Source organism: Ignavibacteriales bacterium (assembly GCA_026390775.1).
GTDB lineage: Bacteria > Bacteroidota > Ignavibacteria > Ignavibacteriales > Melioribacteraceae > Fen-1258.
Map to the genome: position 1 here is coordinate 123,917 of JAPLFF010000007.1, position 25,112 is coordinate 149,028.

Genomic DNA, 25,112 nt, shown 5'->3' on the forward strand with positions numbered 1-25,112 from the left:
AACTTCAATACTATTTTAATAGAATCATTTTCTTAGCTTGATTAAATCCATCTGTAATAATTTGATAGATGTAAATTCCGCTTGGTAAATATTCCGCCTTAAATGATGACTCATAATAACCGGGCGGCTTTTCCGAATCTACAAGTTTTATTACTTCTCTTCCGATTACATCATATACAATAATTTTTACTTTAGATTGCTGCGGTATAGCAAATCTTATTGTAGTTGTCGGGTTAAATGGATTTGGATAATTTTGGTATAGTTGAAACTCGTCCGGAATTCCAAGCGAAAGTTCTTTAACATCCGTCACTGTTCCTTCAACAGAAATTAGTCTTGTTGCATTGTTGCTCTTTTCACTTCCATCCATTACAGAAAAAACAACTGTCTTAGTTGATTTCGTTGCATCAGTCCCTTTTATATTTTTATACTTTACAGATCTAAAAATATTTTGATAAGTTGCGAAGTCTCCTTGACCGGATAATGTTAAAGTACCGGTTGCCAAATTGTAAAGCGCATTAATATTTTGAGGTGCTTCAAACTGAAGTACATCTTCCCCAACTAGAAAACCTTCTTCAATTTTTACTTCCCCGCTTTGCAGAAATAAATCATCTGAGTCAGAAATAACGATGCTATCACTAACTGTTACCCGATCACTATTAAGTGAATAATTTATTTTACTTTTTTCTATATCTGACAATAATGGTGCGATGTTTCCGGAAGTAAATTTAATTCCCTTAAAAAGAGAGTTGCTATTATCATCACCATCGTTAAATGTAATGTTTATCGTTCTATTATTTTTGTTCGGGACTATTTTATTGTTCCTATAACTCACAGTGCGAAGCGCTGCTTGATAATTATTAACCGAACCGTGTCCATGCAAACTTAATATACCTTTACTTGAATTCCATTCTCCTGTAATTTGATTTTGATTATTAAAAACCAGTTCATCTTCACCTTCTCGATAATTTTCCGTAATAGAAATTATCGCGCTACCATTATTATCATCATCAACATCTTCAACAACAATTGTATTAGTTAAAGTATAGAGGCTTTGTTTTATTTTATATTCAATAGGATCAGATTCAATATTAGATATCACTGGAGGTGTATTGATTGATGTGATTGAAATTTCCCTTGTTGAAACATTGCTGTTGATATTTCCATCGTTGACTGTAAAATTTACTGTTCTAACATTTTTTTTCGGGTGGTTGCTTACGTTTTTATATTTCACATCACGTATTGCAGTTTGATAATTGGCAAGAGTTGCAGTCCCATTTAAAGTCATAGATCCATTTACACTATTCCATTCCCCAGTAATTCCATTTTGATTTGTAAAACTTAATATATCCTCACCGTTTTGATAATTTGTTGTTATCTGAATAACCGCGTTTTCAAGGTTCAAATTATCCAAATCATTAACTGTTATTGTAGCTGTAATCTGTTGAGGGAGTTCGCCTTCTGTAAAATCTAATGGTGATGCTTCGATTCCGCTCGTTATTGGCGCATAGTTTGGTAAAGTTGCCAATGAAATAGTATTTGAATTACTGCTTGTTCCAGTTGAATTGTTTGATCTGATTCTATAATAGAATGAAGTATTTTTGGCAACGGTTGTTATGGAAAAAGCTGTAACATTAGCAACATTCTTATTATTATAACCATCCAACATATTACTGAAACCGGGGTCGGTTGCAATATCAAGATAATATCTATTAGCACCTATCACATCATCCCAATTAGCAGTAAAACTCGTGCTTGTAATATTAATCGCTGCTTTAGCAGTTGGATTTTCTGGGATTGTGATCAACATAATTATATTTGAGTTATCAGAATTGCCCCAAGAATTATATGCTCGTACTCTATAATAGTAATCAGTTCCCGCAGCAATATTATTAACAACAAACGATGTAACATTATATACAACTTTATTCTGGTAGCCTGTTACATAATTAACAAATCCGGCATCGGTTGCAACATCAATAAAATATCCGGAAGCCCCACCTGATGGTGCATTCCAATTTGCTCTGAAACTACTTTGTTTTATTATTGTTGCATTAACTGCTACAGGTGCAACAGGAAGATTTTTTACAATAATAGTATTTGAATTTCCGCTCGTGTTGCTCAAATCATAGGATCTAACTCTATAATAATAACCGCTATTTGGAGTTAAACCGGAAATCGGGAATGTTGTAACGTTTCCAACATCTTTATTTTGATAACCGGCTACAAACGTACCAGCTCCAAAACTTATATCAGTTGAAACATCTAATCTATATCCTGTTATACTTATTACCGGATCCCAATTTATTGAAAAACTAGTTTGGGTAACTGCCGTTGCAGATGTTGCATTAGGTACACCTAAAACTGTTATCGTTCCCGAGTTATCACTAATTCCGCTTCCATTTGAAGATCTAACTCTATAATAATGAGTTATTTCTCCTGTAATATCAGTGACAGAAAATGTAGTAACGTTGCCAACATCTTTATTTTCGTAATTGGTTTCGAATGACCCGGCACCGAATGCTGCATCCGCAGAAACATCTAGATAATATTTAGTTGCATTAATTACTGTATTCCAATTTGAATTAAAACTAGATCCCCCAGATGAAGTTGCAGAGGTCGCAGTTGGTGCTGAAGGAGATGTTAAAACATTAATTGTGTTTGAATTTCCGCTTGTTCCACTTCCGTTATATGATCTTACTCTGTAATAATAATTAGTGTTGATGGATAAAATTGTTACTGAATATGTAGTAACGTTACTTACATCTTTATCCTGGTAACCTGCTACAAATGTACCGGCACCAAAACCCCCATCAGTCGAAACATCGAGATAATATTTAGTTACACCTGTTACTGGATTCCAATTTGCAGAAAAACTTGTTTCACCAACTGATGTGGCTGCAGTTGCGGTAGGTACATCCGATAAAGTAAGTGCAGTTATCGAAATGGAATTAGTGCTGGTTCCGCTTCCGTTATATGCTCTAACTCTATAATAATAATTTGTTCCTCCGGATAATCCTGAAACCACAGATGTTGTCCCTCCAACAACATCTTTATCTTGATAACCTGATACAAATGTCCCAGCACCAAATCCTATATCGGTAGATACATCTAACCGATATCCGTCAGCACCCGTAACAGGATTCCAATTTGCGTTAAAAGTTGTTTCTGCCAGCGATGTTGCCGCTGTAGCCGTTGGCGATGATGGTAAAGTCAGTAAAGTAATAGTTCCGGAATTTCCGCTTGCACCGCTTCCATTATATGCGCGTACTCTGTAATAATAATTTGTTCCCCCAGCTAAACTTGTTACTGAATAAGTAGTAACATTCGAAACATCTTTATTATTAAACCCGGCGACAAAACTTGTAAATCCAACATCAGTCGCAACATCAAGAGAATAACCTGTTGCACCCGTTGAAGCATCCCAGTTTGCACTAAAACTTGTAGCTGCTAAAGACGTTGCTGTAGTTGTTGTTGGCGTTCCTGGAAGTGTCAATACAGTTCTTGATCCTGAATTCCCGCTCGTGCCGCTTACATTGTATGATCTCAGACGGTAATAATATGTAGTTCCATTTGTTAAACCTGTCACCGAATAAGTTGTCAAATTCCCAACATCTCGATTTTCGAAATTTGTTACAAATGTACCTGCTCCAAAATTCCAATCGGTTGATACATCCAACCTGTAACCACCAGCACCTGCCACTGCATTCCAATTTGCCGAAAAACTTGTTTGTGCAATATTTGTTGCTGCATTAGTTGTTGGAACACCTGAAGGATCGACAGCTGTTGTTAAATTAATTGATGTGGAATTTCCGCTTGTACCAGTTCCATTATACGCTCTTACCCGATAATAATAAGTTGTACTTCCGCTGAGTCCTACAACCGAATATGTTGTTACATTACCTACATCGCTGTTATTATAAATTCCAACAAAGCTGATAAAATTTGAAAATGTTGATACATCCAATCTATATCCTGCAGCACCTGCAGATGAATTCCAATTTGCATTAAAACTAGTATTGATAATTGATGTTGCTGCTGTTGTTGTTGGTACTGCTGGTGCTGATAAAACATTTATTGTTCCAGAATTTCCGCTCGTTCCGCTTGCATTATTGGATCTTAATCTATAATAGTAATTAGTATTTGCTGCTAAGCCGGTTACTGAAGAAGTTGTAAAGTTGCCTACATCTTTATTATTGTACCCGGCAACAAAACTTGTGAATCCATTATCTGTCGCAACATCCAAATAGTACTTCGCTGCACCTGTTGATGAATTCCAGTTTGTGCTGAAACTGGATTCGTTGATTGATGATGCAGCAGTTGCTACAGGTGCTACTGGTTTTGTTAATGCAGTTATAGTATTTGAATTTCCACTTGTTCTTCCCCCGCTGTACGATCTTACTTGATAATAATAAGTTGAACCGCTATTTAACCCGGTTATAGAAAATGTTGTTGCACTACCCACATCTCTATTATTATATCCTCCTACAAAGCTTGAAAAACCAACATCAGTTGATACATCAATTTTATATCCATCCGCTCCGTTGCTTGAATTCCAATTTGCAGAAAAACCTGCTTCACCAAGTGAAGTGGCGACAGTTGCAACTGGAACTGCTGGTGCAATTAAAACTATCATTGTTCCGGAATTGTCACTGGTTCCACTGCCGTTATATGATCTAACACGGTAATAATAAGTGTTTCCCGCAGTCAATCCGGATACAGAACGAGTTGTAAAATTGCCAATATCAAAATCATTATATACACCGACAAAACTTGCAAAATTAGAAACAGTTGATACATCTAATTTGTATCCTGTTGCGCTCGTAGAAGCATTCCAGTTTGCGCTGAAACTCGCACTTTGTATATTAGTCGCAGAAAGCACATTTGGATCCGGTGGAAAAGTTAGAACAGTTTGATTATCCGAATTACTGCTTGTTCCGCTTGAGTTGAAAGCGCGTACACGATAATAATAAGTTGTTCCTCTTGTTAAACCTAAAACAGAAAAAGTAACGGCTGAGCTAACATCTAAATTTTGATACCCGCTGGCATATGTACCTCCAGTAAAATTGCTCGTTGTTGCGACATCCAAATAATACTTAATAGCACCAACCGAAGGATTCCAATTGGCAGTGAAACTTGTTTTTGCAACTGATGTCGCACTTGTAGATGTTGGTGCTGAAGGCAAAGTTAATGCTGTAAATGTTTCGGAATTATTGCTCACTCCACTTCCATTATACGCTCGGATCCTATAGTAGTAAGTTGTTCCACCTGATAAACCTGTTACAGAATAAGATGTAACATTTAGAACATCTTCATTATTAAATCCTACAACAAAACTTGTAAACCCAACATCAGTCGCAACATCAAGATAATAGCCTGTTGCACCGATAGAAGAATTCCAATTTGCGCTGAAGCTGTTATTTGTTAGGGCTGTTGCAAATGTTGTTGATGGTTTATGCGGAACTGTTAATGGCGTAATTGTTGAAGAACTTTCGCCAGTACCACTTCCGTTTTTTGCTCTTACTCTATAATAATAAGTAGTGCCTCCTGTTAATCCTGTAATTGAATATGTAATTACATTATTTACATATTTATTATTGAACCCAGTTACAAAAGTTGTAAAACCATTGTCGGTTGCTACATCAATGTAATAACCTGTTGCACTTGTTGTAGCATTCCAGTTTGCGTCAAAACTAATTTCAGAAACAGATGATGCTATAGTTGCTGTCGGTGCATCGGGCAATGTAATTACGTTTATAGTTCCAGAGGTTCCAAGTTCTCCCCCGCCATTATACGCTTTAACTCTATAATAATAATTAGTTCCTTTAGATAATCCGGTAACTGAAAACGTTATTACATTATTTACATCTTGATCATCATAACCGATTACAAAAGTACCTACACCAAAACCGGGATCGGTTGATACATCTAATCTGTAACCTGTAGCACCGCCATATGCATTCCAATTTGCATCGAAGCTTATACCTGTTATTGTTGTTGCCGCTGTAGCTATTACAGTACCGCCGGCAAGAGTTGTGGGATTGATACTCCCAGAGTTTACACTCGTACCACCTGTGTTGTAAGCTCTTATGTGGTAATAATACGGAGTGCTTCCTGTTAAACCTGTAACAACATAAGTAACAACATTGCCTACATCTCTATTGTTAAAACCGGCAACAAAATTTCCACCACCAAAATTTACATCTGTTGAAACATCAAGGTAATAACCGGTTGCACCTGTTGATGCTGACCAGTTTGCATCGAAGTTTGTTGCTGCAACTGCAGAAGCTGCTTGTTCTGCCGGAGCCAAAGGAATTGTTTTAACCAGGATCTTGTTTGAATTTCCACTTGTTCCACTTGCATTAAAGGCCCTGACACGATAGTAATATATATTTCCTGCTGTTAAATTTGTACTGACAGAATTTGTTACAACATTACCAACATCAACATTATTCCAAGCGGTAACAAAGGTTGAAAAATCGGAAACCGTTGATACATCAAGATAATATTTGGTAGCACCAGTAACAGAATTCCAATTTGCAGAAAAGCTTGTTGTTGCTATATTCGATGCCGGTGTCACTGCAGGTATAGAAACAAGATTTGCGAGAGTAGTTGGATTTTCATTCCCCGAATCATCGCTCGTTCCTCCTGTATTATATGCTCTTACTCTATAAAAATATCCGGTACTTGCCGATAGTCCTGTAACTGAATATGTTGTAACATCTCCAATATTTTTGCCGCTAAATCCGGCAACTAAACTTGAAAACCCTATGTCGGTTGCAACATCAAGATAATATCCAATTGCACCGACTGATGAATTCCAGTTTGCAGCAAAGCTATTATTTGTAATTGATGATGCTGCAAGTTCAACCGGCGCAGGTGGAATGGTCACTACTGTTATTGTGCTGGAATTCATACCTGTGCCGCTGGTGTTGTATGTACGCACGCGGTAGTAATAAGTATTTCCAGCTGTTAATCCTGGAACAGAATAAGTTGTAACATTGCTTACGTCTTTATTATTAAAACCTGCTACAAAACTTGTGAAAATATTATCGGTTGCAACATCAAGATAATAACCTGTAGCCCCAGTTGCCGAATTCCAATTAGCGGAAAAACTTGTTCCGGTTATCAATGTTGCCGGAGTAACAATTGGTGCTGGTGAAAGAGTTTTTACCGACCGTGTATTTGAATTTCCGCTTGTACCACCAACATTATATGCTCTAACCCGGTAATAATATGTAATCCCTCTAGACAATCCGGTTACTTCGAATGAAGTAACGTTTCCCACATCAATATTATTATAACCGGTTACAAAACTTCCAAATAAATTATCTGTAGAAACATCTAGCGTATAACCGCTTGCACCGGTAACAGAACTCCAATTTGAAGTGAATCTTGTTGGTTCGATTAACGTTGCTGCATTTGCTGTTGGCGCTGTTGATACAGTTGAGACTGTGATAACTCCTGAATTTCCACTTGTACCTCCGGTATTGTACGCACGAATCCTGTAATAATAGGTTGTACCTTCAACCAAATTTGTATTCACAGATGAAGTTGTAACTTTACCAACATCTTTATTTTGATAACCAGATACAAAAGAACCAAAACCTGCACTTGTTGATACATCTAAACGGTAACCGGTAGCACTCGCTGAAGAATTCCAGTTTGCATCGAAACTTGTAGTACTTATTGCAGTTGCTTCTGTTTCAATTGGCGCTTTGGGGATAGTTACCAAATTTATCGTACCAGAGTTTGTACTCGTTCCGCCAGCACTGTATGCACGAACGCGGTAATAATATGTACTACCTTCAACCAAATAAGTATTAACCGAAAAAGTTATAACATTACCAACATCTTTATTCTGGTAACCAGTTACAAAAGTACCTGCGCCGAAACCGACGTCTGTCGAAACATCTAAACGGTAACCTGTAGCTCCTGCCGAAGAATCCCAATTTGCATCGAAACTTGTTTGTGTAATTGAAGTGGCTGCTGTTGCTGTCGGAACAGCAGGTGCTGTTAGCTGCGTTATGTTTCCCGAATTTCCACTTGTTCCATTTCCGTTATAAGCTCTTACTCTATAATAATAAGTTGTATTTGCCAATAGACCTGTTACAGAACATGATGTACCAACAACATCTTTATCTAGGAAACCAACAACAAAATTTCCGATACCAAAATTTATATCTGTTGAAACATCAAGCCGGTATCCGGTTGCTGAAAGTGATGTATTCCAGTTTGCGTTAAAACTTGCTTCGGTAATACTAGTTGCTGCAACAGCAGTAGGATTTGGTGGAATAGTAACCAAATCAATTGTGTTTGAGTTACCGCTAGTTCCACTTATATTGTTAGCACGCACACGGTAATAATATATTGTTCCAGCCGTTAGATTTGTATTTACAGAAAATGTTGTTACTCCTCCAACATCTCTGTTTTCATAATTCGTTACAAATGTTCCAGCAGCAAAACCCGAATTAGTGGATACATCTAAATAATATTTTGCAGCTCCTGTGGATGCATCCCAGTTTGCAGAAAAACTTGTTTGTGTCCATGCCGTTGCCGCAATAGCAGTTGGATTTGGCGGAATTAATAAAACTGTTATCACTCCAGAATTGCCGCTCGTTCCACCGGCATTGTTTGCACGAACTCTGTAATAATATGTTGTTCCACCTGAAAGATTTGTATTTACTGAAAATGTTGATACGTTGCCGACATCTTTGTTTTCGTAATCAGTTACATAAGTTCCTGCACCAAAACCGACATCGGTTGATACATCCAAATAATATTTTGTTGCACCAGTTGATGCATTCCAGTTTGCATTGAAACTTGTTATTTGAATATTCGATGCGGCAGTAGTTGTTGGATTTGGCGGAATTGTAATTAAACTTATTGTATTTGAATTACTTCCTGTACCACTTGCACTATAAGCTTTTACACGGTAATAATATGTTGTTCCAGCAAGCAGACTTGTATTTACAGAATGAGTAATAACATTTCCAACATCAAGATTTTGAAAACCTGTTACAAAAGTTCCAGCGCCAAACCCAGCATCTGTTGCTACATCCAATCTATATCCAGTTGACCCGGCAGATGCATCCCAGTTTGCCGAAAAACTTGTTTGTGTTATTGTGGATGCTGAAGTTGCTGTTGAAGCTGCCGGTGCTGTTAAAACAGTTATAGTTCCCGAATTACTACTCACACCGCTTCCATTATAAGCTCTGATTCTATAATAATAAGTCGAATTCCCGGAAAGACCTGTAACCGAGTACGCTGTCACATTATCAACATCTTTGTTTTCAAATCCAGCAACAAAAGTTCCTGCGTTAAATCCTATTGTTGTTGAGACATCCAGCCGATAGCCTGTTGCACCAGTTATGCTATTCCAATTAGCATTAAAACTTAGATCGGTCATTCCTGTTGCTGCAGTCGCAACCGGATTTGGAGGAGCCATCATAACTGTAATTACATTTGAATAACCTGTTATGCCGTCTATGTCATATGCTCTTAGGCGATAGTAATAAGTTGATCCTGCAGACAAATTTGTACTTACAGAATAAGTAATAACGTTACCTACATCCAAATTTTGATAACCTGTTACAAACGTTCCGAAGTTTGGATCTGTAGATACATCTAATTTATATCCAGTGGCTCCAACTGAGGAATTCCAATTTGCATTAAAACTTGTTTGTGTTACAGATGTGGCTGCTGTTGCAACCGGGTCAAATGTAATAGATCTTGCGTTAAAAGTACCGGCATTTGTCAGCGTTCCGTCTCTATATCCGGCAGTAACAGCGCTTCCAGTACCTATGCTTATCGAGGTACCAGGATTAATAGTAATCGTACTTTGTGCATATGTCCATTGAACTGCAACAAAACAAATCAATAAAAAAAAATATTTCTTCATTCCCTTTCTAGCTAATCAGCAAATTTTTATTTAGAAATTAATGCAACATCTTCCTTTTCATTTTTCGCTTTTACAATTTTTAATTCTGCTTTCAGTTTTCTCAATTCCAAAAGTTCATCGCTTACCTTACTAACATTCGAAAGTTGTTCTTTCAACTTTTCATTTTCTGAAATAAGCTTTTCGTTTTGTTCAATAATTTTTTGCATTGTGGTTTTCATTTCGGAAGTTCTTTCTTCAAGCGCCTTAACTCCAGCCATATTTACACCGTCTATACATATGGAGTTTATTCCAAGACTATCCGTTCCGCTTAGCTGGAACGCAGAATAAAAATCCTGAGCCATCGGGCCTATATACTTTTCATTAACATCCGTCTTTTTATAATTCCATTTTGTAATTGGTATGTTTCTTATTTTTTTGAGGAGCCATTCACCATCTATTTTTTCAAAATTTTCTTTTTTATTACGATCACAATAATTCGACCAACCGCTTTGACCATGCCTCATATAAACACCCGAGGTTGAATCTGGGTAAGAACTCCATAAGCGGTAACCACCTATAAAACGCATTGTTAATTGATTGTCTGCAGCAGAGTATGCTGTTTGAAAATATGCATCGTCTCCAATAACCATAGAGCCGTCTCTACCATTTGTATTGGCACCGCTGCCAATTGCAATAGAATAAATTCCGGTAGCATATGCCTGTGTACCAATGGCAATTGCATGAGATGCGGTTGCCTGGCTATATGACCCAAGAGAAAGGGAATAATCTCCGGTTGCTTGATTATATGCCCCGATAGCAGTAGAAGCCACAGCTGAAGCACGCGGCTGATACCCCATAGCTATTGAATACAATGCCATCTTCGGATACGAGGTGCCGTCGTCATCCCAATAAGATGTTTCTGCCATGCCCACTCTAAACGCTCCTTTTCTTGGATACCAATGCATTCTTAAACCGGCACCAAGTGCTCGAATAGTTCCGGAATTTATTGTTCCTCTTACAAGCAGTCCGTCTGTTCCGCCAATTTCTAGCTGGGCTCGTGGGTCCGTTGCATTGGTTCCTATTCCGACTAAACCAGTGGATTGTTTAACAGTGAAATAGGTATTGGCACCATTTATAATAGAGAAAATTCCACCGGCTGCAAGAGTGTTAACAATATTTTGTGCAGATATTACTGCAGAAAAAAATATTAACAAGAAAAAAATAGATTTCTTCATAGGACTACTCCCTGAATTATTTTATACGAGATATAATTTGAAAAGATTTATTTATGATTGCACAAATTCAGTTATATGTAGAGATTTTTAAAAAGCCAACTCTTAGTAGTGTAAACAATTTATATAAAACAAGATCTACTGAATTCGTGAATATGTTGTGATGAAAGAAATGTATTTAAATTTTAAAAATTAACCCTAGTTACAAATATTTCATATTTAAATTGGTAAAAAGATTTTAAATATGCTAAGTGTTAAGTCACAATTCACTTTTCTAAAGGATAAAGAAAGATATCAAGTCTCAATTCGTTATTTTAAAATAAAACCAACAGCATCAGCGCAACGTTCTCCATCTATTGCAGCAGAAACGATGCCACCGGCATATCCAGCACCTTCGCCACACGGAAATAATCCTTCTACTTCAATGTGCATTAAAGATTTATTGTCACGTGGAATTCTGATTGGAGAACTGGTTCGTGTTTCGGCTGCAAGAATCTGCGCTTCTTCTGAGTAATATCCTTTCATCTTTTTGTCGAATATAAATAAACTCTTTCTAATTCCTTCAGCAATATTTTTCGGAAGAATTTCATGAAGAGGTGAACTAATTATTCCCGGTATATATGATGATTCTGGAAGTGTTTTAGAAATTTCTCCTTTTACAAAATCAGTTATACGTTGTGATGGCGCTCTCTGTTTTTTTCCTCCTGCTTCGAATGCAATTCTCTCAACTTCTTTTTGGAATTCGAGTCCGGCAAAAACTCCAAATGATTTATACTGTTCCCAATCTTTTTCATCAACCGAAACTACTAATCCGGAATTAGCAAACGGAGAATCTCTTCGGGAGACACTCATTCCGTTAAGAACAAGTTCTTCTGAAGAGGTTGATGCCGGAATTATTATTCCACCAGGACACATACAAAACGAATAAACTCCGCGGTCGTTCACTTGACAAGCTAAGTTGTAACTTGAAACCGGCAGATTTGAATTTCTTTCTTTTGAGTGATATTGAATTTCATCAATAAGTTTTTGCGGATGCTCAATTCGAACGCCCATTGCAAACGGTTTCGCTTCAAGTTTAATTTTATGCTTATCTAAGAGATAGTAAATATCACGCGCAGAATGTCCTGTAGCAAGTATAACCGAATCACCAAGGAATTCTTTTTCGGTGTTGACTACTAATCCTTTTAATTGCTTTCCATCAAGAATAAAATCTGTAACGCGGGAATCGAAATGAATTTCTCCGCCGCAATCAATAATTGTTTGGCGGATTGCTTGAACAACTTTTGGAAGAATATTCGAACCAATATGCGGATGTGCATCAATTAATATTTCTTTCTGTGAACCATGCTGAACAAAAATGTTGAGTATTCTATTTACATCGCCGCGTTTTGTCGAGCGAGTGTAAAGTTTTCCATCACTGTATGTTCCGGCACCGCCTTCACCAAAACAATAATTTGAATCCGGATTGACGTTGCCAAATTGCTGGATATCATGTAAATCTTTGCGGCGGGATTGAACATCTTTACCGCGTTCTAAAATTATTGGTTTAATTCCCAACTCAATTAATCTTAATGCAGCAAACATTCCGGCTGGACCCATCCCTACGATCAATATTTTTTTGTTTCCTTTTACCGGCTTAAAAATTATTGAGGAATAAATATCAACAGGCTCTTCATTCAAATACACAATTGCCTTTGCTCTGAAGATTGGATTCTTACTTCGCGCATCAACAGATCGTCGGATAATTTGAACGGCAGTAATTTCTTCAATGTTAAGTTTTAATTCTTTTGCAGCAAGATTTCTTTGATATGAATAATCATTGACATATTCGGGTGGAAGTACGAGCTCGATTTCTTTTTTCATAATGTCTCCTATTTTGGAGAAAATAATTTTAAGTTATGAGTGTTAAGTTATAAGGACACTCTCAATTTTTTATTCATAACTCATAACCAATAATTCATAATTGTTTTTTAATAGGTTGATTTGATAATTCCGCCATCCACAGCAATTGTTTGTCCCGTAATGTAACCCGCTTGCTCAGAAGCCAGATAAACGATCATTGATGCAACTTCGTTTGGATTTGCAGTTCTTTTCAATGGTACATCATTAGCCATCGAAGCTAAAATATTTTCCGTTGTTGTGTTTGCAAGTTTGGCTCTGGTTTCAGCAAGTTCGTGCAATCTTGAAGTAAGTGTATATCCTGGTGCAACATTATTAACAGTAATATTGTACTTGCCAATTTGATTACTTAATGTTTTTGCAAATGCCGTTACAGCACTTCTTAGTGAGTTTGATAAAACCAAATTATCTACCGGTTGTTTAACTGATAATGAAGTTATATTGATTATCCTTCCCCAATTTTTTGATTTCATACCGGGCAAAACAAAACGGGTAAAACGGATAGTGCTCATCAAAACTTGTTCAAAAGCATCTTCCCAATTTTCATCATAAAGGTCCTCAAAAAATCCGGGGATTGGACCGCCGCAATTATTTACCAGAATATCAATATCGCCTAAACTTTTTTGAACAACATGAACTGTGTCTTCAATATCTTGCGGATTATTTATATCGCAAACTTCCCATAACGGTTCAATATTATAAAGTGATTTTATTTCTTGAGATGTTTTCAAAAGATTTTCTTTATTGTGTGAACAAATTGCAACTCTACATCCCTCTTTAATAAATAATTCTGCAGCCGCTCTTCCTATTCCGCTGCTAGACGCAGTTACAAGAACTGTTTTGTCCTTTAGTTTTAGATCCATGCTAATCTCATGTTAATTACTTATCACAATTTAAGATTTTTTTGAAAAGGTATTTAAAAAATAAATGCCGGATTTAATCCGGCATAACAAATTAAAAAGTATTGCTCTAAGCCTAATTCACATTTACAGTTTGTTTCAATGAGAGCTGCTCAGTGACAATTACCTCCGTATCAAGTGCAATTACTAATTCTTCATTCGTCGGAATTCTAAGAACGTTAACTTTGGAATCAGAACTTGATATTGAACATTCTCCTTTTACATTTTGGTTAACCAATTCATCAAACTTAATTCCAAGAAATTCCATATTCATACAAACATCTTTGCGAACCATAACTGAATTTTCACCGATGCCGCCGGTAAAAACTAAAGCATCCAATCCGCCCATAGCAGCAGTATAAGCGCCTACATATTTTTTAATTCGATAAGTGAAAACATCGAACGCATATTTTGCTTTTTTATTTCCTTCAGCAACAGCTTCTTCGATTTCGCGCATATCACTGCTTTCACCGCTGATGCCTATCAAACCACTGTGTTTATTAAGCAGAGTATTAGCTTCCGAAAGTGATAGTCCTTCTTTAGCCATAATGTAAAGAATTATCGATGGATCAATATCACCGCTTCGAGTTCCCATTATCAAACCTTCAAGCGGAGTGAAACCCATTGTTGTATCTACAGATCTTCCGCCGTCAACAGCTGCCATTGAGCACCCGTTGCCAAGATGAGCTGTAATTATTTTTAAATTTTCGATCGGCTTGCCAAGTACTGCCGCTGCTCTTTCAGAAACATAACGGTGCGATGTTCCATGAAATCCATAACGGCGAATTTTATATTTTTTGTAAAGTTCATATGGGATTCCATATAAATAAGCACGCGGAGGCATTTTTACATGAAATGCTGTATCAAATACTCCGACTTGCGGTGTACTTGGTAAATGTTCTTTTGTTGCTTGAATACCTTTTATGTTTGGAGGATTATGAAGCGGTGCAAGTTCAATATTGTCTTTCAATGCTTTCATAACTTGATCTGTAATTAAAACAGAACCGGAAAATGTTTCTCCACCGTGAACAACTCTATGGCCGACTGCATCAATTTCTTTTTTATCTTTAATTACACCGTGATTTTTTGAAAGAAGAACGGCAACAACATATTCGATTGCGATTGTGTGATCAAGGATTTCTCCGACAATTTTTATTTTTTCTCTATCATGCGGTTGATGAGTTAGTATCGCGCTCGACATACCAATTCTTTCAACCATTCCTTGAGCAAGTGCAATTTTGCTTGTCGTATCTATAAACTGATATTTAATAGATGAACTACCGCAGTTAAGAACCAAAACTTTCATTTCTTCCTCAAAAATTTTAATTAATTATTTTTTCATCAGAATCATATTTAAAAAATCCTTCGCCGGTTTTCTTGCCAAGTTTTCTTTCACGGACAAGTTTACGAAGTATCGGGCAAGGACGATAACGCGGCTCACCAAGTGTTGACCATAATGTTTCCATCCATGCAAGGACTTCATCAAGTCCCATTGTGTCAGCCATTTCAAGAGGACCAACTTTGAAATTATAACCTAGTCTCATCGCAGTATCAATATCTTTTGCGGTTGCGAGACCTTCAAGAAGAATATGCATAGCTTCATTCAAAAGTGGAACGATTGCACGTGTCGTTACGAATCCAGGATATTCATAAACCGGAATGGCAGTTTTCCCAATACGTGAAGCAAATTTTTTAATTATCTCAACAGTTTTATCAGATGTTTCAAGAGCACGGACCAACTCAACAAGCGGAACTTTGGGTACAGGATTTAGAAAATGCATTCCAATGATTCTATCACGCCGGTTGGTTACTTCTGCTATCTTAGTTAAACTTAAAGTAGAAGTGTTGGAAATAAAAATAGTTTCCGGTTTTGCTATTAAATCTAATTCCTTAAATATTTTTCTCTTTAGATCATAATTCTCATCAACTGCTTCGATTATAATATCACATTCTGGAATTTCACTTAGCTCAGTTGTCCACTTAATTCTGCTTAGGACGGAATTCATTTCACTTTGTGTTAATGCCCAGCGAGCGATTTCCCGTTCCATTGTTGCTGTCAAATTTTCTTTTGCCCGTTCTAATTGTTCTTCTGATTTTTCGATCAATAAAACATCAACACCGGCATTGGCTATTGTCTGTGCAATTCCCTGTCCCATTACACCGCCGCCAATAATTGCAACATAGTCAATCCTTCCAAGATCTTCTTCTTTTTGAACACCGCCGAGTAAATCCTCTAATTTCAATTTTTCTTGAGCCATAAATCACCAATTAACTTTTTAATAACATTTGATATCTCACTTATAAAAATAACTAAAACTAAAATGAGAACCTTTTTCAAGGACAAATATTATACCATGAGTAATGACTTAAATGATGAGGTAATTTGATGATATGAAGAGATTTTTACTAGATATAAAAATCTCTACTTCAATTGTGAGAAATCAAAGAGTATTTTTAAATGATACCTCTTCTAAAACGAATTAACGCATAGAAGTTGATCAAAAAAGCGATTGATAAAAGAACTAGAACATTCGTTGCAATACCGGCAAAGCTAGAGTGTCTCCAAAGAACTTGAAGAAATCCTTCCATAGACCAAAATGTTAGAGTACCTTTAGAAATTACTTGCATCCAACCCGGTAAAAACGAAGTGGGAAACCATGAACCGCCGAGTGCTGACATCACTAAAATAAGTAAAGTAGAAATTCCGTTTGCTTGACTATAAGTTTTAGTGATCGAAGTTATTAGCATGCCGAACGAAACTGCCGCAGCTGCAGATGCAATAATTAAAATCAATAAGTTTCCGAAGTTTGCAAAAATTTCTACACCGAAAAACGCCCAAGCAAAAACAAACATCACTAAAAGTTGGATCGTCCCAAGAAGCATTGAGTAAATATATTTACTCCAAAGAATATCCGAGCGCGTTATTGGCATACAGAGAAGACGTTTTAATGTCCCTTCATTTTTTTCTTCGAAAATAGAAGTCGCCGCACCGGTTAATGAGAAGAGTAGAAACATCATTGCCCAACCGCCGACAGCACGTGTTAAACCGGGATTTGTAATTTTTTTACCAACTAATTGTTCGCTATCAAACTTTATTAGGTTGGACATGAAATTTGTTTCTGTGCTTGTATCAGTGGAACTAGAAAAAAGTGACGCTGAATCAACTTTGGTTAACCGATTATAAAATGAATCGGATGAAACACCAAAATATCTATGAACAATATTTCCAATACCTTTCATAAATTTTTTTGTACTGTCATTACCCATATAATTGGCAGCTTTTCTTTGCATGAGTATCGGCATCATTCGCGGGATTTGTGTAAAGATCGTTTGCTGCATATTCCCTTGAATTATGTTAGACTCAATTTCATTTTTAGGATCATAATAGAATTTAATCTTGATCGCCGAAGATGTATCGGTAAAAAAATCTTTCGGCATAATTACAGCGGCAGAAATTTTTCCCGTTCTCACCCATTCCTTTGCTGTCTTTTCGTCAAACTTTAAGGTGTCTTTTCCGTTTTCAGCTTTGTATCTTTTTACCGTCTGTAATGATTTTGATGAATCAAGTTTTGCTTCGAGTAATTTTGCGACAATCGAATTACTTTCATTTACGAGTATTAAATCTGCTTTCCCACGTACTCCGCCGCTGCCACCAAAAATATTTCCGAAAATTATAATTAAAATAATCGGGACAATAAAAGTGAGAATTACAGCACGTTTGTCATTCAAAAATCTGATTATATCTTTTATAACTAAATGGTAAATGTTTTTCAATCTCTCAAGCTCCTTCCCGTTAAGTTCAAGAAAACATCCTCTAGCGTAGCACGGCTGATCTGCACAAATTCATTCTGTATCCCAATTTCTTCAAGTTTACCAAATATTTTTGAATTTTGATTATAGCTTTCACTCGGTATTAATTCTAAATAAAAATCATGTTCGCTTACCTGTCCTATATCTTTTAGTAAAGTAAGTTTATTCTGAGTGAATGCTGTCTTCTGAATTTTTATTGTATCTTTTTGATTAAGAAGATTGATGAGATCAATCAATGTCCCTTGAGCAATAATATTTCCATTATCAATAATTGCAAGCCGCGAACATAAACGTTCCGCCTCTTCCATATAATGTGTCGTGTAGAGGATTGTCTTACCGGCTTTGTTCAAAATATTTAACATATCAAAGATTGCATTTCGAGATTGAGGATCTACGCCGACTGTTGGTTCATCACAGAGAAGGATTTCCGGATTGTGTAGCAAACTTGCTGCGAGATTTAACCGTCTTTTCATTCCACCGGAAAATTCCTTAACAGGATCTTTCTTTCTATCTTTTAACTGAACTAACTCCAGAACTTCTTCAATTTTATTTTCAAGTTGTTTAGCGCCGAAATCATAAAATTTCCCAAAGATTTTTAGATTTTGATGTGCGCTTAGTTCAAGATAAAGAGAGACTTCTTGCGGAACGTAACCAAATTTTTTACGAAGATTAATATTACTTGAAGAAATTATTTGATCATTAAATGAAATTTGTCCGCTATCTGCTTCGATATAACCGATAATAATATTCATCAAGGTTGATTTACCGGCTCCATTCGGTCCAAGCAAACCAAAAAATTCACCTCTATTTATTGTTAAGCTCACGTTCTGAAGAGCATTTACATTTTCGAAATTCTTAATTATATGGCTGATTCTAAGCATGTTATATTAACTATGATTATTTTTTGTTTTGCAAGATAACAGTCTGCACTAAGTTGTCAAATAAATATTTTATATGAATAGTTCAAAAGACGTATTACAGAAATTTTTTGATTACAATGATTTCCGCCCGGGACAGTTAGAGATTATTTCTTCAATATTAAATGAAGAAAATATTCTTGCAATTCTTCCGACAGGTGCAGGAAAATCTCTTTGCTATCAAATCCCGTCTTTAATGTCTAAATCTTTTGCAATTGTAGTTTCTCCGCTTATTGCGTTAATGAAAGACCAAGTTGATGCACTCAATGCGAGAGAAAATATTTCAGCATTCATTAACAGTTCATTAGTCTCCCGTGATAGCGATAAAGTTATATCCGGACTTTCATCAGGACAAATTAAAATATTATATGTCTCGCCGGAGAAACTTACCAATAGTAATTTTGCTGAGAGAATGAAGTCATTATCACCTTCCTATTTATTCGTTGATGAAGCACATTGCATAAGTGAATGGGGACATAATTTCCGGCCGAGTTATAGAAAAATAAAAGAGTTCATCAGTTTCACCGGAATTAAAAATATCTCTGCTTTTACTGCAACTGCGACAGAAGATGTACGCACGGATATTATAAAACAGCTTGGACTTAATAATCCGAAAATATTTGTACGTGGTTTCGAGAGAGATAATTTATGTCTGAATGTACTCCATACAACTCATAAAAAAGAAAAGTGCATTGATATTCTAAAAGGGAAAAATCAATCGGCAATTATTTATACTTCTACAAGAAAATCTACAGAAGAAGTTGCCGATTTTCTAAGACTGAATAAAATTGATGCAGTTTATTATCACGCGGGGTTAACTTCTGAATTACGGAGAATGATACAGGATGATTTTTTATCCGGACGCAAAAATACAATAGTATCAACAAATGCATTCGGAATGGGAATTGATAAAAGTGATGTTCGAACTATTATTCACTACAATCTTCCGGGTACAATTGAAAATTATTATCAAGAGATAGGCAGAGCCGGGCGAGATGGAAAAGAATCCGATATTTTTTTATTGTACGATGAGAAAGACAAACTAATTCAGCAATATTTTATTTCCAGTGGAAATCCATCGCGTTACCAGATTGAAAATGTTTATGATACACTTTACAATTGCGGTAATGTAGCATTGGGATCTATTCCGCAAAAAGATATTTCACTTGATGCAAATTTCTTTTCTCTTCTCGAAAAAAAGAGAATGAACCGCGGTTTGATTGATTCATCGCTTCGAGTTTTAGAGGAGTCCGGTTATCTCAAATTCAAATCCGATCTTGAGAATAAACATTTCGTTCAATTTCTTCTTGAACCGACGCGTTTGAATTTATTTCTAAAAAATTTCACCGATAATGAGGCAAAAGATTTAGTTCTATTTCTTGCTCGTGAATATGGCAGTACAATTTTCAATTCAAAGATTAAGATTAATATCCAAAAGCTTAGCGGCGTATTAGAGTCATCCGATCATGAAATTATTATTCAACTTGAAAAATTATCATCTGTTGGTATTCTTGCTTACGAAAAACCATTGCTGTTTCCGGCTGTGTCTTTACTCCAAAACCGAGCTTTAGCAAATGAAATTTCTCTTGATATGAATCGTGTTGAAAATATAGCACAGCATTCAAAAATGAAATTAGAAAGATTAATTGATTATGCCAATACAGAAAGCTGCCGTTTCAAATACATTCTTGAGTACTTCGGACAACAAGATGAAAATTATAAATGCAATAAATGCGATAAATGCCGTGGTTATGTTAAAGCAGGTAGAATAACTTTAGAATATTTGGAAGAAATAATTTTACAGACAATTCATGAAGCTAAACTTCCTATTAAAAAGAAAAATATTCTGGAGATTGTTACCGGAGAAACTGATCTCAGTTCGCTTAAAAAGTTTTCAACTTTTGGATCAGGTGTTCACTTCAAGAAGGATGAAATTGAAAAATCACTTGGTAATCTAGAAAGGTCTAATTTAATTATTGCTCAGAATAATGTACTGACATTATCTGAGAAAGGAATAGAACAATTTTCCGTGACGGAAGAATCAGATCTGCCAAATTCCTCAAACATAGAATATGAAAATGATCTTAAACTTTTTAATTTATTACGCCAAATAAGAAAAGAGGCGGCTGAAAAGTTTAATCAAAAACCGAATTTAATTTGTCCAGATGAAGTAATGAGAACTATCACTAAATTAAAGCCATCTTCCCCTTCAGAGTTATTAAATATTAACGGATTTAATAGTAGGATGTACAATAAGATTGGTGAAGATTTCTTAAATACCTTAAAAGAATTCAAGACCTCGGAAGATTTAAGTAATAGACTTAAGAATAAAAATCTGCCGGATAACATTAATCAAGTATTAGAACTCGTCCAGAAAAAATATTCTCTTCAAGATATTGCATCGTTAACAAAACTGCCTGAAGCAATCGTGTCTACTCAGATTGAAACTTTGATTGAGGCAATTCCCGATTTAGAGATTGATTCTCTATTCGAGAAGAATGAATTAAAATTAATTAACGAAAAGATAGATTCTGGTTTAACAGATTTGAAAGGATTACGAGAATCATTAAAAAATAAGATAAGTTTTGCTAAGCTTAGAATTGCGGCTGCTAAAAAGAGAGTTAGTTGATTGCATTACTTTTTTTCAGATCATTCAGATAATCGTTTGCTTTCTTAAAAAAACTTTCCCATTTAGTTTTATTGTAGGCATATCTTTCAAGCTCATTCTGAAAATCTTTTTCGACCATTTTGTATTTGGAGAAGACCATTTGTTTATGTGCCCGGAGTGAATCTGTGTTGGTTGCGTAAGTTTCCTCAACAACTACGTTTTCAACATAAACTTTGATTAACGTTTCTTCCGGAATTTTTTCTTTACTGCATCCAAAACAAAAAATAATTACCGAAAAAAATATTACTAAAATATTATTTCTTCTTACTGGCTTCAAATAAAATTTTCTTTTCACGGTCTGATAAATTTTGATATCCGCTTTTACTTATTTTATCTAGAATTGCATCAATTTCAGCGTCAGTTACAACATCTTCTTTTTTAGAATCATTGATGTCATAAAATTTTGCATCTTTAACATCTTTTGGTTGTGATTTAAATATATTACGGAATGAGGAACTTGAAAATCCATTACTTGATTTCTTGAATGTCCCAAATATATTTCCTGCACTTATACGACTTCTTCTATCGTAAAGTATAAAGAAGAAAGCTGTGATTGCACCGCCAATATGAGCGAGATGTGCGACAAGACTTTGATTACCAACAGACATAAACTCGATCACTACAAGAAATGCAATCAAATATTTTGCTTTAACTGGAATTAAGAAGTAGACATAAACATAACGGTCAGGAAAAAACATTGCGAAAGCAATCATTACACCAAATACTGCACCGGAAGCACCGATAGTTGGTGCCATCCCACCTTCGAATAATGGTGATAAGAAAAGCTGGATTAATCCTGCACCAATTCCGCATGCAAGATAAAAGATTAAGAATTTCTTAGAACCCATTATGTTTTCTATTTCCATCCCGAACATCCATAACATAAACATATTAAATAGAATATGAGTAAAATTTGCATGCATGAATTGATAAGTCAATAACTGCCAAACGTAAAAGTTGTTGTGGTCACCAAGAATAGGATTAAGAGCAAAATATTTTGTGAAAAGGTAATCATAGCTTACTGTGTAACCTTCGACTAAATAAGGGTAAACTATCATTTGCGCAATAAGTTGAATAAAAAAAACAATCCCATTTGCAAATAATATTTTTTTAAGTACCGGCGGGAAAAAACTAAATCCGCCCATTCCAGATGGTTTGTAATAATCTCTTGAATCTAATCCCATTTAATTTTCCGTTCTTTCTATTATGATATTAATATTTATTTAACAATTAGACAAATATAAAAGTTCGCAAAGAACTGAAGAACAGGATCAAGAGCACGATCAAGAAAAACTATCATTCTCTTGCTCTTAATCTTACCCTAAATTATTATCATCGTTCAAAGCTTCAACACCAGGTAAAACTTTCCCTTCTAAGAATTCTAAAGATGCACCGCCGCCTGTTGAAACATGAGAAACTTTATCATCCAATCCAGCTTTTTTTATAGCAGCAGCAGAATCGCCTCCGCCTATAATTGTTACGGCTCCTTTAGCAGTTGCTTCTGCTAAAGCTGCGGCAATCGTATTTGTCCCTTTTGCAAAATTATCAAACTCAAATACTCCCATCGGTCCATTCCAGATCACAGTTTTACTTTTAAGAATTATATCTTTGAATTCTTCAATTGTTTTTGGACCAATATCCAAACCCATTTTATCAGCCGGAATTTTATCCGCATCAACAATAGATGATGGTGATTCATTCTTAAATTCAGCTGCTACAACATTATCTTTTGGCAAAATAACTTTCGCTTTTGATGTTTTGAATTTCACTAACATCTCTTTTGCAAGTTCAACTTTTTCAGCTTCAAGTAAAGATGTTCCAATTTCATATCCCATTGCTTTGTAAAAAGTATATGCCATTCCCCCGCCGATTAAAAGATTATCAACTTTGGGCAAAAGATTTTCGATCACGTCAATCTTTCCGGATATTTTTGAACCGCCGAGAATTGCTGTAAATGGACGAACCGGATTAGAAATAGCTTCGCCAAGGTATTCGAGTTCTTTCTGCATCAAATATCCCGAAGCACATACTTTGATAAACTTTGTTACTCCTTCTGTTGATGCATGTGCTCTGTGTGCGCTTCCGAAAGCATCATTAACATAAACATCACCAAGCTCAGCCAATTGTTTTGCAAATGCGGGATCGTTTTTTTCTTCTTCAGCATGGAAACGTAAATTTTCTAATAGTAGAACATCACCATTAGCTAATGAGTTGACTATTGCTTTGACTTGATCACCTATACAATCCGGTGCAAACTTTACATCTTTATCTAACAATTGACCAAGACGTACAGCAACAGGTTTCAAACTGTATTTTGGATTTGGTCCGCCTTTTGGTCTTCCTAGATGACTCATCAAAATACATCGTCCTCCATCAGAAATTATTTTCTTAATTGTCGGCAGTGCGGATGTAATTCTAATATCATCTGTGATCTGAAGATTTTCATCAAGCGGAACATTAAAATCTACACGTACAAGTACGCGTTTACCTTTTAGATTAACTTTGTCAATACTTAATTTTTTCATTTTTATTTCTCCGGTTCAAAATCAAAAACTAAAAAAAAGACGCAGCCAAAACTTTGGTCTGCGTCTTGGCTAAGAATATTTTTTCTAATTACTTAATCATTTTTAACATAAGATCAACAACACGATTTGAATAACCCCATTCGTTATCATACCATGTTACAATTTTAAAAAATCTCTTTTCACCTTTCAGATTATTCTGCATAGTTGCAAGCGAATCATAAATAGATGATCTTTCATCGTGAATAAAATCTGACGACACAACTTCTTCATTGCAAAATCCTAAAATACCTTTTAAATAACTTTCGGAAGCTTTTCTCAACAATGAGTTAATTTCTTCGATTGATGTTTCCTTCTCCGAACGGAAAGTAAGGTCAACAACAGAAACATTTGCAGTTGGAACACGGAAAGACATTCCGGTTAGTTTTCCTTTAGTTTGAGGTAAGACTTCGCCAACTGCTTTTGCAGCGCCTGTAGAAGATGGAATAATATTGATTGCTGCAGCACGCCCGCCTCTCCAATCTTTTTTAGATGGTCCGTCAACTGTTTTCTGTGTTGCTGTGTATGAGTGAATGGTTGTCATCAAACCGCTTTCGATTCCTATTCCTTCCTTTAATAAAACATAAACAACCGGCGCTAAACAGTTTGTTGTACATGATGCATTAGAAACAATACTATGTTTTGCCGGATCGTATTCGTTATCATTAACGCCCATAACTAGAGTTTTTACATCACCTTTACCGGGAGCTGATATTAGAACTTTTTTAGCACCTGCATTTATATGCCCTTTTGCTTTTTCTGATTCTGTAAATAATCCAGTTGATTCAATTACCAATTCTACACCAAGTTCTTTCCATGGTAATTGAGAAGGATCTTTTTGTGCCATAACACATTTTATTTTATGGCCATTAACTACTAATATATCATCTGCTTCAACTGATGGTGAACTTTTTTCACTTCCAACTGTTCCTCTAAATTTTCCATGAACGGAATCATATTTTAATTGATATGCAAAATATTTTGCATCGGTGCTGACATCAACAACCGCTACAACATCAACTTCCTTTCCCAAATGACCTTTATCAGCCAAAACATTTATTACTTGTCTTCCAATCCTACCGAATCCGTTAATGCCTACTTTAACTGCCATTTTCTTTCTCCTTCCAACATATTTGAATGAATATCGGGCTCAAATATATACATTCAAAAAAGAAGATTCAATTTGATCGGTTTTAGAAATTATCTTTTCATTAATGATTGTTGATTTGATCTGAAAAAATTATCTTGT

General features: G+C 35.7%; 13 protein-coding genes. 1 reads left to right on the forward strand and 12 read right to left on the reverse strand.

Features of this window, described 5'->3' with window-relative positions; genetic code table 11:
• Positions 1-10 precede the first annotated feature (10 nt).
• From NTZ27_05740 to NTZ27_05775, 8 genes are all read right to left on the reverse strand, one after another.
• Positions 11-9,898, reverse strand: coding sequence for a fibronectin type III domain-containing protein (locus tag NTZ27_05740; protein ID MCX6174235.1), 9,888 nt, complete (start codon positions 9,896-9,898; stop codon positions 11-13).
• Positions 9,899-9,924: 26 nt separating this feature from the next.
• A complete protein-coding gene (locus tag NTZ27_05745; protein ID MCX6174236.1) occupies positions 9,925-11,112 on the reverse strand; it encodes a tail fiber domain-containing protein in 1,188 nt (395 codons plus the stop codon).
• A gap of 306 nt (positions 11,113-11,418) precedes the next feature.
• Positions 11,419-12,972 carry an FAD-binding protein gene (locus NTZ27_05750; GenBank protein MCX6174237.1) on the reverse strand — a complete coding sequence of 518 codons (1,554 nt, stop codon included), beginning with the start codon at positions 12,970-12,972 and terminating at the stop codon, positions 11,419-11,421.
• A gap of 107 nt (positions 12,973-13,079) precedes the next feature.
• A complete protein-coding gene (locus NTZ27_05755; protein ID MCX6174238.1) occupies positions 13,080-13,871 on the reverse strand; it encodes an SDR family oxidoreductase in 792 nt (263 codons plus the stop codon).
• A gap of 112 nt (positions 13,872-13,983) precedes the next feature.
• Positions 13,984-15,213 (reverse strand): acetate kinase, encoded by a 1,230-nt coding sequence (locus NTZ27_05760; GenBank protein ID MCX6174239.1) that lies wholly within the window; start codon positions 15,211-15,213, stop codon positions 13,984-13,986.
• Between the two features lie 16 nt (positions 15,214-15,229).
• Positions 15,230-16,165, reverse strand: coding sequence for a 3-hydroxyacyl-CoA dehydrogenase NAD-binding domain-containing protein (locus NTZ27_05765; GenBank protein ID MCX6174240.1), 936 nt, complete (start codon positions 16,163-16,165; stop codon positions 15,230-15,232).
• 196 nt (positions 16,166-16,361) lie between these two features.
• Positions 16,362-17,681, reverse strand: a complete 1,320-nt coding sequence (locus NTZ27_05770; GenBank protein ID MCX6174241.1) for an ABC transporter permease — start codon at positions 17,679-17,681, stop codon at positions 16,362-16,364.
• On the reverse strand, positions 17,678-18,598 hold the full coding sequence (locus NTZ27_05775; GenBank protein MCX6174242.1) for an ABC transporter ATP-binding protein: 921 nt from the start codon (positions 18,596-18,598) through the stop codon (positions 17,678-17,680). The genes NTZ27_05770 and NTZ27_05775 overlap by 4 nt, the downstream gene beginning before the upstream one ends.
• A 73-nt stretch (positions 18,599-18,671) precedes the next feature.
• Between NTZ27_05775 and NTZ27_05780 the strand changes: the two genes are divergently transcribed.
• Positions 18,672-21,263 (forward strand): RecQ family ATP-dependent DNA helicase, encoded by a 2,592-nt coding sequence (locus NTZ27_05780; GenBank protein MCX6174243.1) that lies wholly within the window; start codon positions 18,672-18,674, stop codon positions 21,261-21,263.
• On the opposite strand, the gene NTZ27_05785 is transcribed toward NTZ27_05780, so the two are convergent.
• The 4 genes from NTZ27_05785 to gap all read right to left on the reverse strand — a co-directional run bounded on the left by NTZ27_05785 (position 21,256) and on the right by gap (position 24,974).
• Positions 21,256-21,579, reverse strand: coding sequence for a hypothetical protein (locus NTZ27_05785; GenBank protein MCX6174244.1), 324 nt, complete (start codon positions 21,577-21,579; stop codon positions 21,256-21,258). The two genes, NTZ27_05780 and NTZ27_05785, sit on opposite strands and share 8 nt — an antisense overlap.
• Positions 21,557-22,486 carry a rhomboid family intramembrane serine protease gene (locus tag NTZ27_05790; protein MCX6174245.1) on the reverse strand — a complete coding sequence of 310 codons (930 nt, stop codon included), beginning with the start codon at positions 22,484-22,486 and terminating at the stop codon, positions 21,557-21,559. Before NTZ27_05790 ends, NTZ27_05785 begins: the two co-directional genes overlap by 23 nt.
• Before the next feature lie 132 nt (positions 22,487-22,618).
• Positions 22,619-23,827 (reverse strand): phosphoglycerate kinase, encoded by a 1,209-nt coding sequence (locus tag NTZ27_05795; protein ID MCX6174246.1) that lies wholly within the window; start codon positions 23,825-23,827, stop codon positions 22,619-22,621.
• An 88-nt stretch (positions 23,828-23,915) separates the two neighbouring features.
• Positions 23,916-24,974: a type I glyceraldehyde-3-phosphate dehydrogenase gene (gap, locus tag NTZ27_05800; GenBank protein MCX6174247.1), complete on the reverse strand. Its 1,059-nt coding sequence runs from the start codon at positions 24,972-24,974 to the stop codon at positions 23,916-23,918.
• Between the last annotated feature and the right edge of the window lie 138 nt (positions 24,975-25,112).

Excerpts from the sequence above, each read along its gene's own strand:
- NTZ27_05740 (MCX6174235.1), bottom strand. The coding sequence starts at position 9,898 with ATGAAGAAATATTTTTTTTTATTGATTTGTTTTGTTGCAGTTCAATGG.
- NTZ27_05745 (MCX6174236.1), bottom strand. The coding sequence starts at position 11,112 with ATGAAGAAATCTATTTTTTTCTTGTTAATATTTTTTTCTGCAGTAATA.
- NTZ27_05750 (MCX6174237.1), bottom strand. The coding sequence starts at position 12,972 with ATGAAAAAAGAAATCGAGCTCGTACTTCCACCCGAATATGTCAATGAT.
- NTZ27_05755 (MCX6174238.1), bottom strand. The coding sequence starts at position 13,871 with ATGGATCTAAAACTAAAGGACAAAACAGTTCTTGTAACTGCGTCTAGC.
- NTZ27_05760 (MCX6174239.1), bottom strand. The coding sequence starts at position 15,213 with ATGAAAGTTTTGGTTCTTAACTGCGGTAGTTCATCTATTAAATATCAG.
- NTZ27_05765 (MCX6174240.1), bottom strand. The coding sequence starts at position 16,165 with ATGGCTCAAGAAAAATTGAAATTAGAGGATTTACTCGGCGGTGTTCAA.
- NTZ27_05775 (MCX6174242.1), bottom strand. The coding sequence starts at position 18,598 with ATGCTTAGAATCAGCCATATAATTAAGAATTTCGAAAATGTAAATGCT.
- NTZ27_05780 (MCX6174243.1), top strand. The coding sequence starts at position 18,672 with ATGAATAGTTCAAAAGACGTATTACAGAAATTTTTTGATTACAATGAT.
- NTZ27_05790 (MCX6174245.1), bottom strand. The coding sequence starts at position 22,486 with ATGGGATTAGATTCAAGAGATTATTACAAACCATCTGGAATGGGCGGA.
- NTZ27_05795 (MCX6174246.1), bottom strand. The coding sequence starts at position 23,827 with ATGAAAAAATTAAGTATTGACAAAGTTAATCTAAAAGGTAAACGCGTA.
- gap (MCX6174247.1), bottom strand. The coding sequence starts at position 24,974 with ATGGCAGTTAAAGTAGGCATTAACGGATTCGGTAGGATTGGAAGACAA.